Genomic DNA, 21,180 nt, shown 5'->3' with positions numbered 1-21,180 from the left:
GCGCGGCGATCGGTGCAACAGTGTGCAGATGGCCCCGATCAAGACCCATCCGACCGGTGCGAACGTCACCGCGTTCCTCGATTCGGTGCCCGCCGACCGTCGACGCGCGGAAGGCCACGCCCTGCGCTCACTGTTCGAGCGGGTCACGAGTGAGCCGGCGGCGATGTGGGGTCCCTCGATGGTCGGCTTCGGCAGCCGGCCGTACTCGAACGCCCCGCGAGCCAACGAGTGGTTCGTCGTCGGGTTCTCGCCGAGGAAGGCTGCGCTGACGATCTACGGGATCCACAACGGCGATGCGGCTCCGGATCCGCTGCTGGCGGAGCTGGGTCCTCACACGACCGGGAAGGGCTGCGTCTACGTGAAGCGACTCGACCAGATCGATCAGCAGGTACTTGAACGGCTCGTCCGCAAGGCGTGGGAGAGCAGTTGACGCACGTCAGGCCCGGTCGCTCGGACCGGGCCTGACGTGCAATCTCGTGGGCAGCCACCTTGATCAGACCGCCGTCAGCTCCCGCTCGCGCTGGGGCTCGCGAGCCCCATCGTCGGGAGCACCATCGCCGGGTGCGTCGGGTGCGCCGGGCGTGCCGGGCGTGCCGGGTTCGCCGGGGGCGCCCTCGAGGTCGAGGTGCGGGAGAACCCGGTCGAGCCAGCCGGGGAGCCACCAGTTGGCCTTGCCCAGCAGGCTCATGGTCGCCGGTACCAGGATCATCCGCACGAGCGTGGCGTCGATCAGCACGGCGGCGGCGAGGCCGACACCGAACAGCTTGCCGTTCGGGTCGTCGCTGAGCACGAAGGCGCCGAACACGCTGATCATGATCAGCGCTGCCGAGGTGATCACCCGGGCGGTGCCGGACAGGCCACGCACGACGGCGTCGTGGTTGTCGCCGCTCTTCACGTACTCCTCACGCACCCGGGACAACAGGAACACCTCGTAGTCCATCGAGAGCCCGAACAGGATGGCGAACATGATCAGCGGCAGGAACGGATTGATCGGCATTGTGTCGTGCAGGCCGATCAGACCCTTGCCCCACCCCCACTGGAAGACGGCGACGAGCACACCGTAGGCCGCAGTGATCGAAAGCAGGTTCATGATGGCGGCCTTGAGCGGCACGAGGATCGAGCGGAACACGATCATCAGCAGGAGGAACGACATCGCCACGACGGCGGCGATGAACAGCGGGAGCCGGTCCGTGATGCGATCGCTCAGATCGGTCAGCATCGCCCGGCCGGTCAGCGACACCCGTACATCGGTACCTTCGACAGCGCCCGGCAGCACCTCGGCGCGGAGGTGGCGCACGAGTTGGTCGGTGGCTGCCGCCTGCGGTGCCGTGGTCGGGTTGGCCGTGAACACGGCGGTGTCGCCGGCGGCGTTGAGCACCGGAGCGGTGACCGCTGCGATCCCCGGGTCAGCCTGGACGGCGTCGTGGATGCGACCGACGGTCGCTGCGTCGGCGCCTGCGGGAAGTTCGACGACGACCAGGATCGGGCCGTTGAACCCGGGCCCGAATCCGTCGGCGAGCTGGTCGAAGGCGACCCGCTGGGTCGTGTGGGCTGGGGCGTTGCCGTCGTCGGGCACGCCGATGCGCATGCTGAGTGCAGGCAACGAGATGGCGCACAGGGCACCGAGGCCGACGATCGCATACCGCACCGGGTGGCGACCGACGTGGTTCGCCCATCGACCGGCGACGGCCTCGTGGGCGGGCTTCACGACGTGGGTCCGGCGATGGATCGAGAGCTTGTCGATCTTCGATCCGGCCAGGCCGAGTAGGCCGGGCAGCAGCGTGACAGCGGCCAGCATCGAGACGGTCACCACGAGGGCCACGGCGGCGCCCATGCCGCTGATGGCGGGGAGCCCGGCGAGGAACAGACCGAGGATGGCGATCACCACGGTGGTGCCGGCGAACAACACAGCCTGCCCGGCGGTGGCGACGGCGGTGCCGGCGGCGTCCTCGACGCTCATCCCCTCGTGCAGGTGTTGGCGGTGTCGGGTGACGATGAACAGGGCGTAGTCGATACCCACACCGAGGCCGATCATTGCGCACAGGATCAGGGAGAACTCCGGGATGTCCATCACCGCTGCGAGAACGCCCACGCCGGCGGCGCCGACGAAGATGCCGAGCAGTGCCGTGGCGATCGGGAGCCCGGTCGCCACCACCGACCCGAACGCGATCAAGAGCACGATGATGGCGACGCCGACACCGATCAGCTCGCTGCTCGGCGCCTCCTGCGCCAGCAGTGCCAGCGATCCGGTGAGCTCCACCTGCACGCCTTCGGCCTGCGCGGCGTCGGTGACGGCGAGAGCGTCGTCGAGCTGGGCGGTGGTCAACTTGTCGAGCGCGTACGTGACATCGAGGTAGCCGGTCTGCCCGTCGACACTGAGCGCCGCCGCATCGACTGCGAAGGGGTCTGTGACGGCGGCTACGGCGGCTCCGGCGCCGAGCTGGGCGCGGACCCGCTCGACAGCGGCGCGGTGGTCGGAGTCGTCGAGCCGCCCGTCGTCGGTGTGGATCACGATCCGGGCGGACAGCCCACCCTGGCTCGGGAACCGGTCGTTCAGAACATCGGCGGCGTGCTGTGACTCCACGCCGGGAACACGCTCGCTGTTGTCGAACTCGCCGCCGGCGCTGCCTTGCAGGGCGACGATGGCGACGGCGGCCAGCAGCCAGAAGGCGAGCACTCGAAATGGGTGCCTCGCGCTGTTACGGCCGAGTTTGTAGAGAAATGCGCTCACGGGATCCTCCTGGGTTGTGCCCCGCTTCATCCCGGGGGCGACCTCACCATCCAGGAGGGCGCTGATCTATGGCCGCGCTGGGGCTGACTTCCCTGATCAGGCGTCAGAACTCAAGGGCAGCGGACGCCGCCGCCCGGGCCCGGGCGACGTCGTCGGCAAGGAACGCCGGGACCGCTACGCCCGACTCGACTCGCAAGCGATCGGCGTCCGCGAGCAGCTCCGCCGCTCGTTCCGGCTCGTCGCGCTCTGCCCAGGTGACGGCAAGCACCTCGTTGCACACCGCTGCGGCTGCTTGCAGGTCGTACCACGGGTCGACCCGGTTTCGGAACCGGCGGAATCCGTCGGCCCGGTAGAGCTCCAGCGCCTCGGAGGCGCAGGTGACGGCGTCGTCGTTGCGTCCGTCGAGCCGATGGATCGCCGCCAGTCCGGCCTGTGCGTGGAACAGCACCATCGTGTGACTGACCCGGCGGGCCGTGTCGAGCGCGCCCTCGAACACGGACTTGGCTCGTGCTCGTTGACCGTCATGGAGAAGCACCCATCCGAGGTGCGCCGAGAGCGATCCGGTGAAGCCGCCCAACAGCGACTCGTTGGTCTCGATCGCCGCCTCGAGCCGCTCGATGGCGGCGGGATAATCACCGGCACGCTCATCGAAGTCGGCGACCATGCCGAGGCACATCGAGTTCATGACCGGCCGGTCGAGCCGCCCGAAGCCTTCGGTGGCTGCTCGGTAGTGGCGCTCGGCGGCGGCGAGGTCGCCGTCGATGATGGCCAGCTTCGCCAGCGAGTACGAACGGGCCGCTACCTCGAAGGCGCCGTCGGGAGATGCGCCGTAGAAGTCGAGTACGGCCAAGCGCCGACGGCGAGCCTCGGCGAGGCGGCCGAGCACCACTGGCTGTTCGGCGTAGAAGGAGTGGGCCAACGCCATCGATACGCGGTCGTGGTGACGCTCGAAGATCTCGAGGGCTGTCGCCAGGTCGTCGTCGCAGTGCTCGGTCTCGCCGGCGAGGAAGTCGAGCAGGCCGCGACCTGTCAGCGCCAAGGCGCGCGTCCGCTCGTCGACCGGGCCCCGGCATGCGAACGCGTCGGCGATCCAGCGCCGCCCTTCGACCACCATGCCGGTGAGCCAGTGCGGCCATGCAGCGCCGCCAGCGATCATCAGTGCGGTCTCGGCGTCGTCGTTGGCGACGGCCCAGTCGAGCGCAGCCCTGAGGTTGTCGTGGTTTCGGTCCATCGCGGTGAGCCACCATCGTTGCTGGTCGCCGGTGAACGCGGCTGCGCTCTGTGAGCACAGCCGGGAGAAGTGGGCGGCCATCGCGTCGCGGATGCGTACTGCGTCGCCTCGTTCGGTGAGCCGTTCGAAGCCGTACTGAGCGAGCGTCTGGAGCTGCGTGAACCGCAGCTCGCCATCGACGGGGACGGCCAGCACCAACGACTTCTCCACGAGAGCGTGGAGGTGATCGGCCACGTCGTCGGCGGCGATGGTGTCGTCGGCACATACCCGTTCGGCGGTGTCGAGGTCGCAACCGCCGGGGAACACCGACAGCCGTTCGAAGATGCGCTGTTCATCGTCGAAGAGCAGGTCGTAGCTCCAGTCGACAACGGCACGCAGCGTCTGCTGGCGCGGCAAGGCCGTGCGCGACCCACCGGTCAGCAGGCGGAACCGGTCGTTGAGTCGAGCGGCGATCTGGGTGATCGGGAACGCTCGGGTGCGAGCCGCAGCCAGTTCGATGGCGAGCGGCAGCCCATCGAGCTGGGTGCAGATGTCGGCGATGACCTCGCGATCGTCGTCGGCGAGCTCGATCGGCGCCCCCGCCGCCTGAGCGCGAGTCAGAAAGAGCCGGATCGCGTCGTCGGCTGCCAGCGGCGCCACGGGCCAGATCGTCTCACCGCCGACGCGCAAACCCTCGCGGCTCGTCGCGAGCAGACGCAGTCCGGGACATCGGCTCAGCAAGTGTTCGACCACCGCAGCAGCGGCGGTGATGACGTGCTCGCAGTTGTCGAGCACGATCAACCGATCCTGCTCACCGATCAGCTCGGCAAGCCGGTTCGGATCCGCGAGGTCGAGTGCCGAGGCGATCGCCGCGGGAACGCCGGCCGGGTCGCCGACCGGAGCCAGCTCGACCAGGTGTCCGCCGAAGCTCAGACGTTCTGCCTCGGCCCGTCCGACCTCGATCGCCAGGCGGGTCTTGCCCACTCCCCCGGGACCGACGAGGGTGACGAACCGGTGGTCGACGAACAGGGCGGAGAGGTCGCGCATCTCGGCGTCGCGGCCGACGAGGGGTGTCAGCGCCTCTGGGATGCCTGGGGAGCGGGAGGAGGCGACCGGGCGTTGAACGGCAGCTGGCGGCGCAGGTGCGGCCAGCGTCGCGTCGTGGTTGAGGATCGCCGACTCCAGTCGGCGCAGCTCGGGCCCCGGCTCCAGGCCGAGTTCCTCACCCAATAGCTGACGGCCCTCCTGGAAGATGCGCAAGGCGTCGGCCTGCCGCCCGCCGCGGTAGAGCGCGAGCATCAGCAACCCTCTCAGCGCCTCACGAAGGGGGTGGGCGGCGACAAGTTCCTCGAGCTGAACGATGGCCCGGTGGTGAAGGCCGAGCTGGAGCTCGAGGTCCAGCCGTTCCTCGGCGGCCACAAGTCGCAGCTCGGACAACCGGGCGATCGGCGCCGACGCGAACATCTCGTATGCGAAGTCGGCGAGAGGATCGCCTCGCCAGATCGCGTCGGCCTCGGCCAGCAGTTCGGCCGCAGGAGCGAGAGCGCCGGTGCCGGCGAGCGCCCGCCCTTCGGCAACCAGCTGCTCGAACCGCCCGATGTCGACGTCGCCCGGTGTCAGCTCCAGTACGTAGCCGTCGCCGCGCATCACGACCAGGTCGGCCGACCCCAACGCCCGTCGAAGCTTCGAAACCAACCCCTGCAGGCCATTGCGCACCTCGGCCGGCGGATTGTCCCCCCACAGCGCCTCGACCAGGTGCTCGGCGGGAACCACCCGGCCCACGTGCAGGGCCAGGATCGTGAGGAGCGAGCGCAGCTTGGCACCTGCCACCAAGACGTGCCGCTCGTCGTGCACCACCTCGAGTTCACCGAGCAACCCGATGTACATGTGGGCTGACGGTACCGGCGCCCCGAGCACCGACGTTCCGAAGCGCTTCAGTGACAGCTCAGCCCCAGATCAGCCAGCTGGTGGATGGTGGCGATGTGGACACCCGGACGAGCGCCGTCGAGCACGCCCTCTACGCCGTGTTGGCGGCCGACCGTGGCGACACCGCCGCCGCCCAAGGACACATCGCCGAGGCGCAACGGCAAACGCGCACCACCGCCCGCCGCGAGCGCCAAATCGTCGAGATCGCCGCCCTCGCCGTCACGGGCCGAGCACTTCGCGCCGGCGGACTGGCGCTGGAGCACGCGAAGGAGTTCCCGAGCGATGCAGAGCTCCTTTCCCACCTTGCGCCACAAGACGCCTGACGCCGAGGGCAGCTGGTTCGGGGCGGTCCGGGATGCCGATGGACTGTCCGAACGGGGCCAAGGACCCTGCTTGAGACTCTGCCCGAGACCCGATGATGGTGGTGACCTCTATCCACGCGATACAGGAGGTTGAGGTGTCACGAACTACTCGATGGACCATTGGCATGACCGTCCTCGGGCTGACCAGCGGCGCCATCGCCTTCGCCGCCACCGGCAGCTGGGTTTGGGGCCTCGTCGCCATGCTCGGAGCCGGCATCGTCGCCAACTCGATCGCATCTGCACGCGCACCCAGACGCTCCGGTTGAGCGCGGGCGCTACCTCATCGGCGAAGCCCCACGACAGGTTGGTCGGGATGCGGCGCGTCGAGCAGGGCGCGAGCGATGTCCGACACGGCCTGATCGAGGTCGACGCGCCGGTCGATGCCGGTGACCGCACGCAGCGGTGTGTCCCAGATGGCGGAGCCGAGAACGAGCGCGACGACAGCCGCCACCGCCAGGCGCGGATCGTCGAGCCCGCCGGTACCGGCGCCGGTGGGCACAGTGGGGTAGGCGTCGACCAATCGCCGCACGATCGGGAACTGCTCGCGCACGGATGTGATCTCGAAGTCGTCGACGAGGATGCGGGCGATGAGCAGCGGGGCCAGGGACTCGCGGCGGACCTGGCGGACGACGGTGTCGAGGTCGAACCCGGCGTCGGAGAGGGCGGCAGGGAACAGCGGCATACTCCCCTGTTCGATGGCCTCGGCGATCAACGCGGCCTTCGAGCCGAAGTGGCGATGCTGCAGCCCGAGGTTCACGTGCGCGTGGCGGGCGATCTCGCGCGTCGTCACCGCCGCGGGTCCCCGGACTGCGAACAGCTCGATGGCCGAGTCGATCAGTGCGGTGCGGGGATCGATGGGCCGGACCGGTTCGGGTGTCGTCGCGCGGGATTGGCGCGTGACAGCGTCCTCCGCCTGGAGACGTAACCGGAGTTCCGGATGATCCGCCGTGGCCATCGCCGCCACGGCGCGAGCCGCCATGGCGATCGCGTCGTCGCGCCGGGTCGCCGAGATCGGCGTCAGCCGGGCCGCCTCGCTGATGAACCCGTCGAAGGTGAGCCAGCCCAGCACGAGGCTCGCGGCCGCGTACGCGCACAGATCCGGCCGTTGCGGGCGGCGTCTGGTGGCCGAGGTCGGGGTTGCGCCCAGCGCCTCGACCAGCCGCCGCAACGGTCCGTCGTCAGCGGCGAGAGGTTCGCCCGGCAGCTCGCCGAGCCCGCAACGGATGAGGAGCTGCACGCTGACGCGGTTCGCGTGTGCACGCTCGAGGAGCACGGCCACCGGATCCGCGCCAGATCTCGGACCGATGTCGAGAGCCTCGGTCATCTCGGCGGCCAGGCTGTCGACCACGGCGTCGATCAGACCAGCCTTGGACCCGAAGTACCGCGCAACCAGGGTGTGACTGCGGTCGCTGGCGGACGCCACCTCGCGGAGCGACACTCCGTGGGGCCCGGAACCCGCCAACAGCGCTCGGGCCGCTGCGACGAACGACTTCCGCGTTGTAGGTGCTGATACTGTAGTCATTCGGTTACACGATGGTACCCGTCCCAGATGCAGGAGCGCCGACATGAGCCAGAGCCAAGCCACCGATGCGACCCGCGCCGCCATTGCCACGTTCGCGCAACACCTGCCGATGGGTGACACCCAGGACTTCGAAGATGCCGAGCGGGGGTTCGTGGCCCGCAGCGAGACCCGCCAGGTCCGCAACGCCGAGGGCCGCGTGGTGTGGGACCTCGACGCCTACCGCTTCCTCGAAGGACCGGCACCGGACACGACCAACCCGAGCCTGTGGCGCCAGGGCCAGCTGCTGATCAAGGACGGCCTGTTCGAGGTGGTGCCCGGCATCTATCAGCTGCGTGGGTACGACCTGTCGGTGATGAGCGTCATCGAAGGCGAAACCGGTGTGATCGTCGTCGACCCGTTGATCAGCAAGGAGACCGCGGCTGCGGCGTTCGAGCTCTACACCGCCAACCGCGGCCAGCGCCCCGTCGTCGCCATGATCTACAGCCACTCCCACATCGACCACTTCGGTGGCGTGAAGGGCATCCTCACCGACGACGACGTGGAGTCGGGCCGCACCCAGGTGATCGCCCCCGAGGGGTTCATGGATTACGCGGTGTCCGAGAACGTGTTCGCCGGTACCGCCATGGCGCGCCGCGCTGGCTACATGTACGGCGCCGCGCTCGACAAGGGCCCCGCCGGCCAGATCGGCGCCGGCCTCGGCCAGACCACCTCCACCGGTGAGCCCACGCTCATCCCGCCGACGGTCGACATCGGCACCACCGGCCAAGAGCTCACCATCGACGGCGTGCGCATCGTGTTCCAGGTGACCCCAGGCACCGAGGCGCCGGCGGAGATGAACTTCTACTTCCCGGGCTTCAAGGCGTTGTGCACCGCGGAGAACACGTCGCACACGCTGCACAACATCCTCACCATCCGCGGCGCCGAGGTGCGCGACGCCCGCGCATGGGCCGCCTACCTCACCGAGACCGTCGACCTGTGGGGAGACGACCTCGAAGTCGTGTTCGCGTCGCACCACTGGCCCACCTGGGGACGCGAGCGCGCTGTCGAGTTCCTCGAGATGCAGCGCGACATGTACTCGTACGTGCACGACCAGACACTGCGCCTGATGAACCAGGGGTACATCGGCGCCGAGATCGCCGAGATGCTCGAAGTGCCCCCGGCGATGGAAGCCGCCTGGCACACCCACGGCTACTACGGCTCGATCAGCCACAACGTCAAGGCCGTCTACCAGCGCTACATGGGCTGGTACAACGCCAACCCGTCGACCCTCTGGCCGCACCCGCCGGTCGAGGCCGCTCGTCGCTACGTCGCCGCCATGGGCGGAGCCGATGCCGCTGTTGCGCTCGCGCGCCGGGCCTTCGACGAAGGCGACTACCGGTGGGCGGCCGAGGTCCTCAACCACGTGATCTTCGCCGACGAGTCCCATGCCGAAGCACGGAATTTGCAGGCGGAGACCCTCGAGCAGATCGGGTTCGGCGCGGAGAACGGCACCTGGCGCAACGCCTTCCTGTCCGGCGCCCACGAGCTCCGCCATGGCCAGTTCGGCACCCCCACCAGCGCGGCCGCACCCGACATCATGGGCGCGCTGACCGTCGACCAGGTCTTCGGCAGCATCGGCATCCGCATCGACGGACCTCGGGCCTGGAACGAGCACATCGTGCTGTCATGGGTCGTCACCGACGAAGACACCACTCACATCATCGAGCTCCGCAATGGCACCCTCAACCAGCGCCGAGCCAACGCCGCCAAGCCCGGCACCACCACGTTCACCCTCACCCGGAGAGCGCTGATCGGGCTCGTCACCGGCATGTTGGACCTCGGCGCGGCCTTGGCCGACGGCACCGTCGTATGCGACGGCGACCCCGCGGATCTCGGCCGGCTCGTCGCCCTCCTCGCGCCGGTCGACCCGAACTTCGCGATCGTCACTCCCTGAGATGCTCTGGACCGCCGTCGGCGAGGCGCTGCCGCAGGCGATCGGCATCGCCGTCAGCCCCATCCCCGTCGTCCTACTGATCCTGGTACTGGTTTCGGCTCGGGCACGCGGCAACGGCGTTGCGTTCGCCGGCGGATGGACGTTGGGCGTACTCGCGGTCGCGGCGGCGGCGTTCGCCCTCGCCGACGGCGCCGACGTCGCCGGTGACACCGGCGCAGCCGATGGAGGAAACGCCCTTCAGGTGGTGCTCGGTCTGCTTTTCGCGGCGCTTGCTGTACGGCAGTGGCGCCAACGTCCGAGGCCAGGCGTCGAATCCACCCCTCCCAAGATCTTCGGCGCCATGGACTCGATGCCCACCTGGAAGGTCTTCGGTCTCGCCTTCGCCGCCGCCGCGGCCAATCCCAAGAACCTGCCACTCGCGATCAGCGGCGGGCTCGCGATCGCTCAGACAGGTGCGTCGACAGGACTAGGCCTGACTGCCATCGTCATCTTCAGCCTCGTCGCCTCGGCCACCGTGCTGATCCCTGTCGGCGCGGTGCTGCTCCTCGGCGACCGCACCCGCCAACCGCTCGACGATCTCAAGAACTGGCTGCTCGCCAACAACTCGACGATCATGATCGTGCTGTTCACGGTCCTCGCCGCCAAGATGCTCGGCTCCGGCCTCGACCTCACCAACTGAATCAGCCGCTGATGCCGCCGCGCCACGCGGCGTTCACCGACCGGCGGGCCGAGGCAGGGTTGTCCCCGGCATCGACGAACAGCGCGACGGCCATGGCCGGTGCATGTCGTCGCAGGTCCGCGACGCTCAGCACTCCGGTCACGGCGAGCGACACGATGCCGTGCCCGCTCGCCCAGAACCGAAGGGCGATGTCGGTCGGATCCTGGCCGTCCTTGAAGCGTCCCACATCGACTGACCGCGCAGCTTCCGCCACGAGGTGTCCGAAGGTCTCGTTCGCGGCGTCGGGGTCCGGCAGATCGAATGCAGCGTCGAACATCACGCGGTAGAGGTTTGGATTCGACAGGGCGTTGTCCACGTAGGCGACGCCGAGCGCGGCAAGGCGGCGGACAGAGTCCTTCCCGGGGGCGACGGATCTCGCCCGTTCGCCGAGCCGACGGAACCCCTCCTGACGAACCGCGCCCCAGAGGCCCGGCATCCCGTCGAAGTAGGTGTACACGGCCATCGTCGAGACGCCAGTACCGGCCACCAGCGAACGCAGCGTGATGGGCTCTCGCCGCGCCAGCATCGCTGCGGCGCGATCGATGAGCTGCGAGCGGACTTCGGGAGACGGCGGTCTGGGCATTGCGTTCGTAGTATAGCGTTGCTATGTTACGGGCACCAAGACCCGAGGAGGACGAAGAGATGGCCGTTGAAGTGATGAACCCGGAGGGGCTCGTGAAGCCCGATATGTACCGTCAGATCGCGGTTGCGACCGGCTCGCGACTCGTATTCATCGCCGGTCAGGTGGCCCGCGATGCCGACGGTCAACCTGTCGGCGAAGGCGACCTCGCCGCACAGACCGAGCAGGCGTTCAAGAACGTCGCCATCGCCGTCGAAGCAGCCGGTGGTCAGTTCTCCGACATCGCCAAGTTGAACGTGTACGTCGTCGACTGGTCGCCGGACAAGATGGCGGCGCTCGGCGAGGGGGCGTTCCGGGCCGCCGCCGGCGGGAACGTCGACCCACTGAGGCCCATCACCCTGATCGGCGTCGCCGCCCTCGGTGAACCCGATCTCCTGATCGAGATCGAGGCGACGGCCGTACTTGCCTGACCGGCCTCGAACGATCAGCTGGCGACGAGTGCCTCGATCTCCGGGACCAGATCGCTCGCTGTCGGCATCGCGGCGATCTCTCCGGCGACCCGAGTTGCGGCGTCACGGTGTGACGATCCGGCGAGCACCGTAGACATCGACCGTTCGAAGTCGGCGGCGCTGCGTCCGCCCGGTTCGAGGACCATGCCGCAGCCGGCGGAGTCGACGGCGACACCGTTCTCCCATTGATCGGCGAACAGCGGCACGACCAGTTGCGGCCGCCCGTGCGCCGCGGCGCCAAGGACGGTGCCGGCGCCGCCGTGGGAGACCACCGCGCTGGCCCGCCGCAGCAGGTCGGCTTGCGGGACGAAGCGCTCGACACGCACGTTGCCCGGCACGGCGCCCAGTGCCTCCGGGTCGACGTGCGTCCCGATGGTGGCGACGGCGTCCACGTCGATTGCGTCCAACGCTGCGAACAGCTCCCGCCAGGGGAAGGTGACCGATGCGCGCTCGGTCCCCGATGTCACGTAAACGAAGGGCCGCTCGACGCCGAGCGCCGCCACCCAGGCGGCCGGCTCCGGGCTGGGCGCACCCCGATCGGGACGGATCGGACGAACGACTGGCGAGTCGGGACGCTGACCGAACGAGACGGGGAACGGGTGGAGGTACAGCTGCCCGTACACGTCGGCCCACGACGGGTCGCCGAGCCCCTCGGCGTGCCACAGCGGTCGCAGGTCGTCCATCAGCTGGGCATTGGCGCCTTGGGGAAGCACACCGCTGAAGGCCACCGTGACGAGCGGTATGCCGCGAGCGGCCGCCATCGGCGCGGCGGCGAGCTCGGCCGTCTCGCGCAGCACCACGTCGGGTCGGACGCGGTCGATGATCGGCGTCAGGTCTCGCTGCATCACCGGTCCCGCCGCCCGAGCGAACATCGCCGCGAACAGCGGCCCTCGCCGTTCGCCCATCGGCAGCTCCATGATCCCGCCCAACGCAGGGGTAACCGCCTCGCGGCGAGCCGCGGTGGTCAGGCCGGCGGCGGACCACTCGAACCCCATCGCCCCGACCGCCTCGCCGCCATCGGCGGAGACCGCCCACCGCACGTCGTGGCCCCGCTCTCGCAGCGCCAGCGCGACGGGCGACAGGGCATGGACGTGCCCCGCGCCGCCGGTGCTCGTGCACAGGACCCGTAGCGGAGGCTGCATCTTCGCCAGCGTGCACCCTGCACGCTCGCGGCGCAACGCTGCGCGAAGGCCGGAGGTGACCGAGGGGTTACAGCGGCGCCGCTGGCCGGTTGCATGATGGAGCAAACGAGAGGGGAACTGCCGCCAACCCCGCTCACGGAGGAGGCCAACGCCATGAAGATCGACATCCCCACCTCGCCCGACACGCCCTTGGGGCGATGCCTCACCGTCTGGCACGAGTTCCTCAGCGGCGACCGGTCCGCTCTCGAGCGAGTGATCGCCGACGACGCAGTGCTTCACTCACCGGTGCTGTTCGCGCCGCAGCACGGCAAGGACCTCGTCGTCATGTACCTCACCGGGGCATCGATGACCTTCGTGGGCGACGGCTCCACCGCCGACGAGCCCCGGTCGTTCAAGCATCCCTCGGGCGAGAAGTGGGACGGGCGGTTCCGCTACATCCGCTCCGTCCTGGGTGATCGCGATGCCATCTTGGAGTTCGAGACCGTGATGGCCGGCAAGTACGTCAACGGGGTCGACATGATCACCTGCAACGACGATGGGCTCATCGTCGACTTCAAGGTGATGGTCCGGCCGATGCAGGCGGTGGACGCGGTGCGCCAGCAGATGATGGCCGCGCTCGAGCAGATCAACGCGGGTCGATGAGGCCGACGGGCCGACGTCCGAACACGACCTCAGGTGGTCGTGGGATCGGCGACGAGGTGACGATGGACGCGGCTCAGCAATGTCACCGCGAGCGCCTGCTCCTCGTCGGATAGCACGGAGAACCACCGGGCGACCTCGGCCTGGTCCCCGTCGTCTCGCGGTCGAAAGAGCTCGGCGACCGCTGGGGTGGCGGTGACTCGTCGGGCGCGCCGGTCATCCGCGTCGACGTGGACGTCGACCAGCCCCTTCCGTTCGAGCGCGGCGACGATCTGGCGCACGTTCTGGTGACTCGAGCCCATTGCGCGCGCGATGGATCCGAGCGTGGGCGGTGGATCGCTCTGGTCGACGATGGTTAGGGCGGCTGCCTGCTGGGTGGTGAGACCCAGCGGCGCCAGCCGGGCGTCCATCCGGCTGCGCACCTGGTTGCCCATCACGAGCAACAGGCGGAACAGCTGCACCGAGGTCGTACTCCCGAGAGATCGCGGCAACTCGTCCAAGATAGGTAATATATTGCCTTGTTTGGGGTGAGGAGGGGGTAGATCGTGATCGTCCTGCTGCCGCACTGCGGATTCCTGTCCGAGGTCTCGCGTTCCATCGAGATCGCTCGAGCACTGGTCGCTCGGGGCGCGCCTGTGCTGTTCGCAGCGCGCGGCGGAACGTACGCCCACCTCGTCACCGACGCCGGGTTCCCGATGCGAGCGCTAGAGCCCGCCATGGACCCGGCCTCGTTCGCGCAGTTCGTCCGGGCGCTGTCGGCGATGGACGGGGCCGAGCCGATGTTCGGCGACGACGAGCTGAACCGCGCCGTGGCCGCCGAGGTGGCGCTGTTCGAAGAGGTCGGGGCCAAGCTCGCCGTGACGGGCTTCACGCTGTCCGCCCACTTGTCGACGCGCGTCGCCGGCATCCCTCTGGCAACCGATCACGGCGGCTCCTTCGTGCCTCCTGTGCTGGCCCACGGGCTGTGCCCCGTGCCGGTCAACCCGCCCGTGCCTCAGCTCGCGAAGCTCCCGGCGTTCGTCCAGCGGCGTCTCGTCAACCGGATCCCGGCGCTGATGCGCAAGGTCACAGCTCAGTTCAACGCGCATGCCGACGCGCTGGGCGTCGAGCGCATTCCCGGGATGCTCGGCCTCATGTGCGGGGACCTCACGCTGGTCACCGAGACAGCCGAGGTGCTCGGGCTGTCAGCCGACCAGGTCGAGCAATGGCGACCGCGCCGGCCCTTCCGGCTGCGTTCGGGGACGACCTTCCGGCTCACCGGGCCGTTGTTCGCCCACCTCGACATGCCCGTGCCCGCGGAGGTCGACGCCTTTCTCGAGGGTGACGAACCCGTCGTGTACCTCGCACCGACCAGCGTCGAGGAGGCGTTCCTGCGCGAGTTGGTGGCGGCAGCCCGCACCGCCGGCACGAAGCTGCTGGTCGGTAGCACCGTGCACCAGGTGGACGACCTCGGCGACGACCGGACGCTGGTGACGGGCGTCGTGCCCAACCACATGGTCATGCCCAGGGTCGCCGCAGCCGTCATATTGGGAGGCCAGGGCAGCGTCCAGACCGCCCTCGCGTCGGGCACCCCGTTCGTCGGCCTGCCGCTGCATGGCGAGCAAGAGCTCAACGTGGCGGTGGCAGAACGGCTCGGCATGGCCATACGCATCAGTCCGAGCCGAGCCACCACACCCGAACTGGGCACGGCCATCCGACGCCTGCTCGACGAACCAGCCTTCGCCACTGCCGCGCAGGCGGCTTCGACGCACTACGACGGCGTCGATGGCGCCGCAGGTGCCGCCGACGCCATCCTCTCCCGGCTGGCCGAGGCTGGGGTCCGCATCTAGTCGCGCGGGGCGGTGCCGCGGCTGATCGCCAGGCCGATGAGTGCGGCAGGGATTCCCCATCCGCCGATCGCGAGCGAGTTCAGCTCGCCGATGATTGCGAACGGCAACATGACGGCGAAGAAGTACAGGCCCATGACGATGCTCGCGACGCGCAGTCGCCGGTCGGCAAGTCGCGCGAATGCGCCGTAAGCGATGCTCGACAGCGCGGTGAGCAGCGCAGCCATCGGAAGGAGGATGTCGTTCTCGGTTCCGGTGACGAGTCCGCTGACCTCGGCAGCGGCGAAGAGCACCCGGGCGGCGAGTGCTGCGATGAGTGCCACCGCAGCTCCGCGACTTGGCCCGTGCGGCCGCAGGACCATCAGGCCGACGAGGCCAGCGGCGAGAACGACGTCGGCGGCCAGCCAAACGGCCGAGCTGGCCCGGAACCTCCAGCCGCTCTCTGCATAGAGCAGCCCGGCGGCAATCCAGAGTGCCCCGCCCACGGTCCAGGCAAGTCCCGTTCGCCGGCGAGTAGCGGTGGTGTCGTCCGCCGTGCCCGTGTGGAGCGTGCCGGCGTGATCGGTGGCGAGGTGATGGGTGTGTGGCGCTGTGTTGGATGTCATGCACGTCATCGTCGGGCGCCACCGTTCCCGAGGTCACGGGCACGCGTTCCCGACCGATCGGGAAGATCGCTCGTAGCGACCGGGATCGCTCCTCGACAAGGATTGGCGTCATGCGCTTACGCGGTCGGCCGGTGATCGTCGCCGGGATCGTCGGCACGACGATCGTCGCTGCTCTGGTTGTGGCGTTCGTGCGCAGTGACGTCGTGGCCGAGGCCGACGTGCCATCGCCGCAGCTCCCGCTGGTGCAGGCGGCGCTCGCGGTGGCGTGGTGGTTGCCCGGCGCCGCGCTCGCGTGGTGGCGCCCGACGCTTCCGTTCGCGTGGCTGGCCTTGGGTGCGTCGGCTGCGCACGCCGTTGCCAGTCTCGTCAGCGGGCTCGCGCCTGCCGACCAGTGGGCGCAATGGGTGGTGTCATGGTTGATCCTCGTGGAGCTGCCGCTGCTCGGTGCGTTCCTGCAGCTGTTCCCGTCCGGCCGGCCCGTCGACCGCTGGCGTCGCTACTTCGTGGTCTCCCTGGTGGCCGGCGCACTGGGCCTGGTCGCTGCCGCGATCGAAGCACTCCCGACGGCGTCCTCGTCGCTGTCGGACGTCGCCGGCGTGGTCATGATCCCGTTGCTCGCGTTCAGCGCGATCGGGTGCGTGATCCCGCTCGTCGCCCGGTTCCGTCGCAGTGTCGACGGCGAGCGCCGCGCCGTCGGGTTCGTCATCGCCGTCGTCGTCGCCAGCCTGGTGGTGCCAGGCGCGGTCGCGGGCGGCGGCGAGAGCGGTGAGGTCGTCGGCCAGGTGTTCACCGCGGTGATGATCGCCGTCGTCACGATCGTGATCCTGCGCAACCGGATCTGGGGGTTGACCCCGATGCTGCGCCGATCGCTGCACCACGCGGTCAACGCCACCGACGCCGAACGTCGGCGGATTCGTGCCGAGTTGCACGACGGTGTCGGCGCGGGGCTCACGTCGGTGCGCATGAAGGTCGACGCGGCCAAGCACCTGGTCGACAGCAGGCCCGAGCGCGCCGCGGAGATGCTCGGCCTTGCCAGCACCGAGATCGGGACGCTGGTCGACGACGTGAGGCGGATGGTCGAAGCGATCCGGCCCGCCGTGCTGGATCACCTCCCGGTGCTCGATGCGCTGGTCGCCCGGGCCAACGAGCTGTCGGCCGCCGGTTCGATCTCCATCCACGTGGGTCGGATCGACGATCTCGGACTCACGCCGGCGGCCGAGACGGCGCTCTACCGAATCGTCAACGAAGCGCTGACCAACGTCGTGCGTCACGCGCGTGCCAGCCGCTGCATCGTCCGGTTCGCAACGACGCCCGAGAACCTGGTCGTCGAAGTGATCGACGACGGCATCGGGGCCGGGCCGAGCGAACCCGGCCGGCATGGTGTCGGTCTGTCGTCGATGGCGGCTCGGGCCAACGAGGTCGGTGGGTTCGTGACGGCAGGCCCACTGCCCGGCGGCGGGTTCTGCGTCACCGCGACGCTCCCTCGCACCCAGCCCAGCCACCACGCGTCAACCCCGTCGGCGAAGTCGGAGACGCTCGATCCGGGTGACGAGTCGCTGTTACGGCCGTCGCCGACCGATACCACCGAGGAGTCGGCACAGTGCCCCTCACCGTGATGATCGTCGACGATCACCCCCTCGTGCGGTCGGGGTTTCGTTTCCTCGCCGAAGCCCGGCCCGAGATCGAGCTCGTCGCCGAGGCCGCCACCGCAGAAGAGGCCATCGCCATGGCCCGCAGCGCACGGCCCGACGTAGTCGTGATGGACATCGGACTCGGCTCGCGCAGCGGCATCGAGGCGGCCCGCGCGATCCGTGCCGCGCAGCCCGAGACCAGGGTGCTGTTCGTGACCATGCACGACGACGAGACGACCGTCCTGCGTGCCCTCCAGTCGGGAGGCAATGGCTACGTGCTCAAAGGAGCCGACGACGACGAGCTGATCCGCGCCATCCAGGCAGTCCACGCGGGAGAAGTGATCCTCGGTCGCAAGGTCGGCGACATCGTGCTGCAAGGCGTCGGGCGCATCGAACCGGCACGGGCCCGGTTCCCGCACCTGACCGACCGTGAGCACGAGGTGCTCGACCTGCTCGCCACCGGCAAGCCGAACGGGACGATCGCAACCCAACTGGGTGTCTCCCGCAAGACCGTCGCCAACCACGTCGCCAACATCCTCACCAAGATCCAAGCCGTCGATCGCAGCCAGGCAATCCTGCTGGCCCGCGAGGCCGGCTACGGCCGCTGACCCGATGCTCGGCCGCTGTTCCAGCGGGTTGGAACTCGGGGAGCGCCGTGTAGGAAGCGACCATCAAGAACCACGCGGGCGTGAAGTGCTCACCAGCGGTCTCGTTGGAGAGCTCCGAGAAGCGCCGGATCAGCTCCTCGAGCTGAACAGCGTCGTTGTGGGCAGAGCGTCGCGGCTTCAGTTCCCGACGCTCAGGCTGCCTCCCTGCTGCTTCGGCGGGTATTGCTGCAGCGTGGCCAGGTGTCGTCCGACTCGCTCCACGATGTCGTTGTACAGCCAGGTCTTCTGCTGGGTGATCGTCGCGCGAGGTCCGGGTGCCTGGTCGTAGCTCTCGTACGGGTCCTGCCGTACGTTGAACAGGTAGGCGATGTCGAGCTTCGTGGTGTGCCCGTAATACCCATCGCGCACGAAGAAGTGAGCCTTCCACTGATTGATCCGCACCGCTTGTAGGCGGGATTCCGCGTAGTAGACGTATTCGTCCCGGGCCGACTCATCTGTCGCCCCACACCAGTAGTCGAGATTGTCGACTCCGTCGATGTAGTTCTTGTGTTCCACATCGGTGCCTAGCGTGTCGCCAGTAGCGATCCGCTCACGGATGTCGGCCACCCCGGCGGCCGCCGACAAGGTCGTGAAGACGTCCTCGTGGCTCTGGATTCCGTTGAGCTCAGTTCCTGGCTCGATCCTGCCCGGCCAGCGCACGAGCATCGGAACGCGCACGCCGCCCTCCCACGTCGTCATCTTCTCGGAGCGGAACGGTGTCGTGCCGCCATGGGGGAACGTCGAATGCTCGACGCCGTTGTCGGTCGAGTAGATGACGATGGTGTCGTCCGCGACCCCATTCGCGTCCAGCCAATCGAGGATCGAGCCCACGTTCTCGTCGTGCTGGATCATGCCCGCGCCGTAGTCGTCGTGGTAGCTGGTGTACTCCCTCGCCATGTCCCGGTACTTCTGCGGCACCCTGGTGAACGCGTGCATGCGGGAGGTCGCGAACCAGACGAAGAAGGGCCTTCCGTCCGCGTGCGCCTTGTTCATGAACTCGAGGCCCGCCTCGATGAACTCCTCGTCGACGGTCTCCATGCGCTTGCGCGTCAACGGACCCGTGTCGACGATCCGTTGCTTGCCCACCTTGCCGAATCGAGGATCGACGGAATCGTCCTCGGTGTCGCTTGCCCAGGTGTGCAACACCCCACGGGGTCCGTGACGTTCCTTGAACGAGGGATCGCGAGGGTAATCCTCGTCTTCGGGTTCTTCTTCGGTGTTGAGGTGATACAGGTTGCCGAGGAACTCGTCGAATCCGTGCAGCGTCGGCAGGTGTTCGTTCCGGTCGCCCAGGTGGTTCTTGCCGAACTGCCCCGTCGCATAGCCCTGTGTCTTCAGCACCTCGGCCAGCGTGGCGTCGTGGGCCTGCATGCCCACAGGTCCACCGACCATGCCCACCGTGGTGAGGCCAGTGCGAATCGGATACATGCCCGTGATGAACGCCGCACGCCCGGCGGTGCAGGACGGATGCCCGTAATGATCGCTGAACACCGCCCCCTCGCTCGCAATGCGATCGATGTTCGGTGTGCGGTATCCCATGACTCCGCGGCTGTACACGCTGAGGTTCGTGAAGCCCACGTCATCGCCCCAGATGACGACGATGTTCGGCTTTCCATCCGGCATGGCTCACGACCCCCTCGCTCAGCTGACGCTGCGACGGACGAGCGTAACTCAGAGGCCTTCCGAGGCCGGTCGAGGCCGGTCGTGCCGGGCCACCGACGACGGCCACTCGACCCGGGCTACCGTCTCACCGTGAGCGGGTCCGAGCAACGCATGACGCAGGGAGTCCGCATCGAGGGCGGGACATTCCTCATGGGCTCCGACCACCACTATCCCGAGGAAGCCCCCGCTCATCTGGTGCACGTCGAATCGTTCGTGATCGCCGCCCACCCGGTGACGAACGCGCAGTTCGCCGAGTTCGTCGACGCCACCGGCTACGTGACGGTCGCGGAACGACCGCTCGACCCGGCCGACTACCCCGGGGCGCCACCCGAGAACGTCGTGCCCGGATCGTTGGTGTTCACCCCCACATCGGGCCCCGTCGACCTGCGCCACCTCTACCAGTGGTGGACGTGGACCCCCGGTGCGTTCTGGCGGCAGCCGGAAGGCCCGGCAAGCTCCATCGGTGACCGCTCGGACCACCCCGTGGTGCAGGTCGCCTACGAGGACGCGGTGGCGTACGCGTCGTGGGTCGGCGGCACACTGGCGTCCGAGGCGCAGTGGGAGTACGCCGCCCGCGGCGGCTTGGAAGGAGCGGAGTTCACCTGGGGTGACGAACAGCGTCCGGGCGGACGGATCATGGCCAACACGTGGGACGGTCCGGACTTTCCGTGGCGCAGCACCGGGGAGTCGGGCTTCACCGGAACCTCGCCCGTCGGCTCGTTCCCGCCCAACCGCTACGGCCTCTACGACATGGCGGGCAACGTGTGGGAGTGGACCGACGACTGGTACGTGTCGCGCCACCCGGCGGCTGCGGACAAGCCCTGCTGTGTGCCGACCAACCCGCGGGGCGGGTCCGCCGAGGGCAGCCTCGACCCGGCGCAGCCGGCGTTTCCGGTGCCGCGCAAGGTGATCAAGGGTGGCTCGCACCTCTGCGCCGACACGTACTGCCGGCGGTACCGGCCGGCGGCACGGCGACCGCAGATGATCGACTCGGGCATGAGCCACATCGGCATGCGCGTGGTCTGGACGGAGGCGTCGTGACCGAGCCCCCGTCTGGCGCCCGCGCTTCGGGCGAAGGCACCAGTGCGCGGTGGCCTGCTATTCGCCGACGGCCGAAGAGGCGTAGAACGTTCCGACGTCCTTGGAACGAATGATCTTCTTGCCAAACGGCTGAAGCGCGAGGCCAGCCATCTTGATCGACTGGATGCCGAATGGAATGCCGATGATCGTGAGGCATAACACGGCGCCCGAGATCACGTACCCGATCGCCAGAATGATCCCCGGGATGAACCACAGCACGGCGCCGATCACTCCCAACTTCGTCGCCGACGGATCCTTCACGATCATTCGCCCGAACGGCCACAGCGAGAACCGAGCCAGCTTCACGCACTGGCGGGCAAATGGCAGCCCGACGATCGTGATCGCGAGGATCGCTGCCCAGAGCAACCAACCGAGAGCAGACCACAACCCGCAGAACACCAGCCAAAGGATGTTCCCCACCGTCTTCATTACCGCCCCCTCTGCATTCGGACCCTAG

The 21,180-nt window shown here is 68.7% G+C and carries 20 protein-coding genes; 11 read left to right on the top strand and 9 right to left on the bottom strand.

The window, feature by feature from the left end; genetic code table 11:
• The first annotated feature begins 28 nt into the window (after positions 1-28).
• Positions 29-430, top strand: coding sequence for a DUF1801 domain-containing protein (locus IPM43_09785; GenBank protein ID QQS23724.1), 402 nt, complete (start codon positions 29-31; stop codon positions 428-430).
• 63 nt (positions 431-493) lie between these two features.
• Here the strand turns inward: IPM43_09785 and IPM43_09780 are convergent, their stop codons facing one another.
• Positions 494-2,731 (bottom strand): MMPL family transporter, encoded by a 2,238-nt coding sequence (locus IPM43_09780; GenBank protein QQS23723.1) that lies wholly within the window; start codon positions 2,729-2,731, stop codon positions 494-496.
• A 103-nt stretch (positions 2,732-2,834) separates the two neighbouring features.
• Complete coding sequence (locus tag IPM43_09775; GenBank protein ID QQS23722.1) at positions 2,835-5,828, bottom strand: winged helix-turn-helix domain-containing protein; 2,994 nt, start codon at positions 5,826-5,828, stop codon at positions 2,835-2,837.
• A 95-nt stretch (positions 5,829-5,923) separates the two neighbouring features.
• Here IPM43_09775 and IPM43_09770 point away from each other — a divergent pair, with 95 nt between their 5' ends.
• Complete coding sequence (locus IPM43_09770; protein ID QQS23721.1) at positions 5,924-6,190, top strand: hypothetical protein; 267 nt, start codon at positions 5,924-5,926, stop codon at positions 6,188-6,190.
• A gap of 164 nt (positions 6,191-6,354) precedes the next feature.
• Positions 6,355-6,495, top strand: coding sequence for a hypothetical protein (locus IPM43_09765; GenBank protein QQS23720.1), 141 nt, complete (start codon positions 6,355-6,357; stop codon positions 6,493-6,495).
• Positions 6,496-6,509: 14 nt separating this feature from the next.
• Here the strand turns inward: IPM43_09765 and IPM43_09760 are convergent, their stop codons facing one another.
• Positions 6,510-7,751 (bottom strand): TetR/AcrR family transcriptional regulator, encoded by a 1,242-nt coding sequence (locus IPM43_09760; protein QQS23719.1) that lies wholly within the window; start codon positions 7,749-7,751, stop codon positions 6,510-6,512.
• A 43-nt stretch (positions 7,752-7,794) separates the two neighbouring features.
• Between IPM43_09760 and IPM43_09755 the strand changes: the two genes are divergently transcribed.
• Positions 7,795-9,684: an MBL fold metallo-hydrolase gene (locus IPM43_09755; protein QQS23718.1), complete on the top strand. Its 1,890-nt coding sequence runs from the start codon at positions 7,795-7,797 to the stop codon at positions 9,682-9,684.
• 1 nt (position 9,685) lies between these two features.
• Positions 9,686-10,363 (top strand): GAP family protein, encoded by a 678-nt coding sequence (locus IPM43_09750; protein QQS23717.1) that lies wholly within the window; start codon positions 9,686-9,688, stop codon positions 10,361-10,363.
• Between the two features lies 1 nt (position 10,364).
• Here IPM43_09750 and IPM43_09745 read toward each other — a convergent pair whose 3' ends face one another.
• Positions 10,365-10,985, bottom strand: coding sequence for a TetR/AcrR family transcriptional regulator (locus IPM43_09745; protein QQS23716.1), 621 nt, complete (start codon positions 10,983-10,985; stop codon positions 10,365-10,367).
• Between the two features lie 59 nt (positions 10,986-11,044).
• On the opposite strand from IPM43_09745, the gene IPM43_09740 reads away from it, so the two are divergent.
• Positions 11,045-11,452: a RidA family protein gene (locus IPM43_09740; protein QQS23715.1), complete on the top strand. Its 408-nt coding sequence runs from the start codon at positions 11,045-11,047 to the stop codon at positions 11,450-11,452.
• A gap of 14 nt (positions 11,453-11,466) precedes the next feature.
• Here IPM43_09740 and IPM43_09735 read toward each other — a convergent pair whose 3' ends face one another.
• On the bottom strand, positions 11,467-12,633 hold the full coding sequence (locus tag IPM43_09735) for a glycosyltransferase family 1 protein (GenBank protein QQS23714.1): 1,167 nt from the start codon (positions 12,631-12,633) through the stop codon (positions 11,467-11,469).
• 153 nt (positions 12,634-12,786) lie between these two features.
• Here IPM43_09735 and IPM43_09730 point away from each other — a divergent pair, with 153 nt between their 5' ends.
• Positions 12,787-13,275 (top strand): nuclear transport factor 2 family protein, encoded by a 489-nt coding sequence (locus IPM43_09730; protein QQS23713.1) that lies wholly within the window; start codon positions 12,787-12,789, stop codon positions 13,273-13,275.
• Positions 13,276-13,304: 29 nt separating this feature from the next.
• Here the strand turns inward: IPM43_09730 and IPM43_09725 are convergent, their stop codons facing one another.
• On the bottom strand, positions 13,305-13,733 hold the full coding sequence (locus tag IPM43_09725; protein QQS23712.1) for a MarR family transcriptional regulator: 429 nt from the start codon (positions 13,731-13,733) through the stop codon (positions 13,305-13,307).
• Between the two features lie 84 nt (positions 13,734-13,817).
• Here IPM43_09725 and IPM43_09720 point away from each other — a divergent pair, with 84 nt between their 5' ends.
• Positions 13,818-15,101, top strand: coding sequence for a hypothetical protein (locus tag IPM43_09720; protein QQS23711.1), 1,284 nt, complete (start codon positions 13,818-13,820; stop codon positions 15,099-15,101).
• Here the strand turns inward: IPM43_09720 and IPM43_09715 are convergent.
• Positions 15,098-15,703: a hypothetical protein gene (locus IPM43_09715; protein ID QQS23710.1), complete on the bottom strand. Its 606-nt coding sequence runs from the start codon at positions 15,701-15,703 to the stop codon at positions 15,098-15,100. The genes IPM43_09720 and IPM43_09715 overlap by 4 nt on opposite strands.
• A gap of 110 nt (positions 15,704-15,813) precedes the next feature.
• Between IPM43_09715 and IPM43_09710 the strand changes: the two genes are divergently transcribed.
• Positions 15,814-17,319 carry a sensor histidine kinase gene (locus IPM43_09710; protein ID QQS23709.1) on the top strand — a complete coding sequence of 502 codons (1,506 nt, stop codon included), beginning with the start codon at positions 15,814-15,816 and terminating at the stop codon, positions 17,317-17,319.
• A complete protein-coding gene (locus IPM43_09705) occupies positions 17,319-17,942 on the top strand; it encodes a response regulator transcription factor (GenBank protein QQS26416.1) in 624 nt (207 codons plus the stop codon). The genes IPM43_09710 and IPM43_09705 overlap by 1 nt, the downstream gene beginning before the upstream one ends.
• Before the next feature lie 177 nt (positions 17,943-18,119).
• Here the strand turns inward: IPM43_09705 and IPM43_09700 are convergent, their stop codons facing one another.
• Positions 18,120-19,604, bottom strand: coding sequence for an arylsulfatase (locus IPM43_09700; protein ID QQS23708.1), 1,485 nt, complete (start codon positions 19,602-19,604; stop codon positions 18,120-18,122).
• 150 nt (positions 19,605-19,754) lie between these two features.
• Here IPM43_09700 and IPM43_09695 point away from each other — a divergent pair, with 150 nt between their 5' ends.
• Complete coding sequence (locus IPM43_09695; protein QQS26415.1) at positions 19,755-20,684, top strand: formylglycine-generating enzyme family protein; 930 nt, start codon at positions 19,755-19,757, stop codon at positions 20,682-20,684.
• 57 nt (positions 20,685-20,741) lie between these two features.
• Here IPM43_09695 and IPM43_09690 read toward each other — a convergent pair whose 3' ends face one another.
• Positions 20,742-21,152: a YccF domain-containing protein gene (locus IPM43_09690; protein QQS23707.1), complete on the bottom strand. Its 411-nt coding sequence runs from the start codon at positions 21,150-21,152 to the stop codon at positions 20,742-20,744.
• Positions 21,153-21,180 lie beyond the last annotated feature (28 nt).

Source organism: Actinomycetota bacterium, assembly GCA_016700055.1.
Taxonomy (GTDB): domain Bacteria; phylum Actinomycetota; class Acidimicrobiia; order Acidimicrobiales; family Ilumatobacteraceae; genus Kalu-18.
The sequence above is the reverse complement of the archived record's forward strand: the minus strand, read 5'-3'. Positions and strand labels throughout refer to the sequence as shown.

What these genes read in the sequence shown, in the direction of transcription:
- IPM43_09730 (QQS23713.1), top strand. Translation starts at nt 12,787, where the DNA reads ATGAAGATCGACATCCCCACCTCGCCCGACACGCCCTTGGGGCGATGC.
- IPM43_09775 (QQS23722.1), bottom strand. Translation starts at nt 5,828, where the DNA reads ATGTACATCGGGTTGCTCGGTGAACTCGAGGTGGTGCACGACGAGCGG.
- IPM43_09695 (QQS26415.1), top strand. Translation starts at nt 19,755, where the DNA reads ATGACGCAGGGAGTCCGCATCGAGGGCGGGACATTCCTCATGGGCTCC.
- IPM43_09740 (QQS23715.1), top strand. Translation starts at nt 11,045, where the DNA reads ATGGCCGTTGAAGTGATGAACCCGGAGGGGCTCGTGAAGCCCGATATG.
- IPM43_09735 (QQS23714.1), bottom strand. Translation starts at nt 12,633, where the DNA reads ATGCAGCCTCCGCTACGGGTCCTGTGCACGAGCACCGGCGGCGCGGGG.
- IPM43_09750 (QQS23717.1), top strand. Translation starts at nt 9,686, where the DNA reads ATGCTCTGGACCGCCGTCGGCGAGGCGCTGCCGCAGGCGATCGGCATC.
- IPM43_09745 (QQS23716.1), bottom strand. Translation starts at nt 10,985, where the DNA reads ATGCCCAGACCGCCGTCTCCCGAAGTCCGCTCGCAGCTCATCGATCGC.
- IPM43_09760 (QQS23719.1), bottom strand. Translation starts at nt 7,751, where the DNA reads ATGACTACAGTATCAGCACCTACAACGCGGAAGTCGTTCGTCGCAGCG.
- IPM43_09755 (QQS23718.1), top strand. Translation starts at nt 7,795, where the DNA reads ATGAGCCAGAGCCAAGCCACCGATGCGACCCGCGCCGCCATTGCCACG.
- IPM43_09705 (QQS26416.1), top strand. Translation starts at nt 17,319, where the DNA reads ATGATCGTCGACGATCACCCCCTCGTGCGGTCGGGGTTTCGTTTCCTC.
- IPM43_09700 (QQS23708.1), bottom strand. Translation starts at nt 19,604, where the DNA reads ATGCCGGATGGAAAGCCGAACATCGTCGTCATCTGGGGCGATGACGTG.
- IPM43_09710 (QQS23709.1), top strand. Translation starts at nt 15,814, where the DNA reads ATGCGCTTACGCGGTCGGCCGGTGATCGTCGCCGGGATCGTCGGCACG.
- IPM43_09715 (QQS23710.1), bottom strand. Translation starts at nt 15,703, where the DNA reads ATGACATCCAACACAGCGCCACACACCCATCACCTCGCCACCGATCAC.
- IPM43_09785 (QQS23724.1), top strand. Translation starts at nt 29, where the DNA reads ATGGCCCCGATCAAGACCCATCCGACCGGTGCGAACGTCACCGCGTTC.
- IPM43_09765 (QQS23720.1), top strand. Translation starts at nt 6,355, where the DNA reads ATGACCGTCCTCGGGCTGACCAGCGGCGCCATCGCCTTCGCCGCCACC.
- IPM43_09690 (QQS23707.1), bottom strand. Translation starts at nt 21,152, where the DNA reads ATGAAGACGGTGGGGAACATCCTTTGGCTGGTGTTCTGCGGGTTGTGG.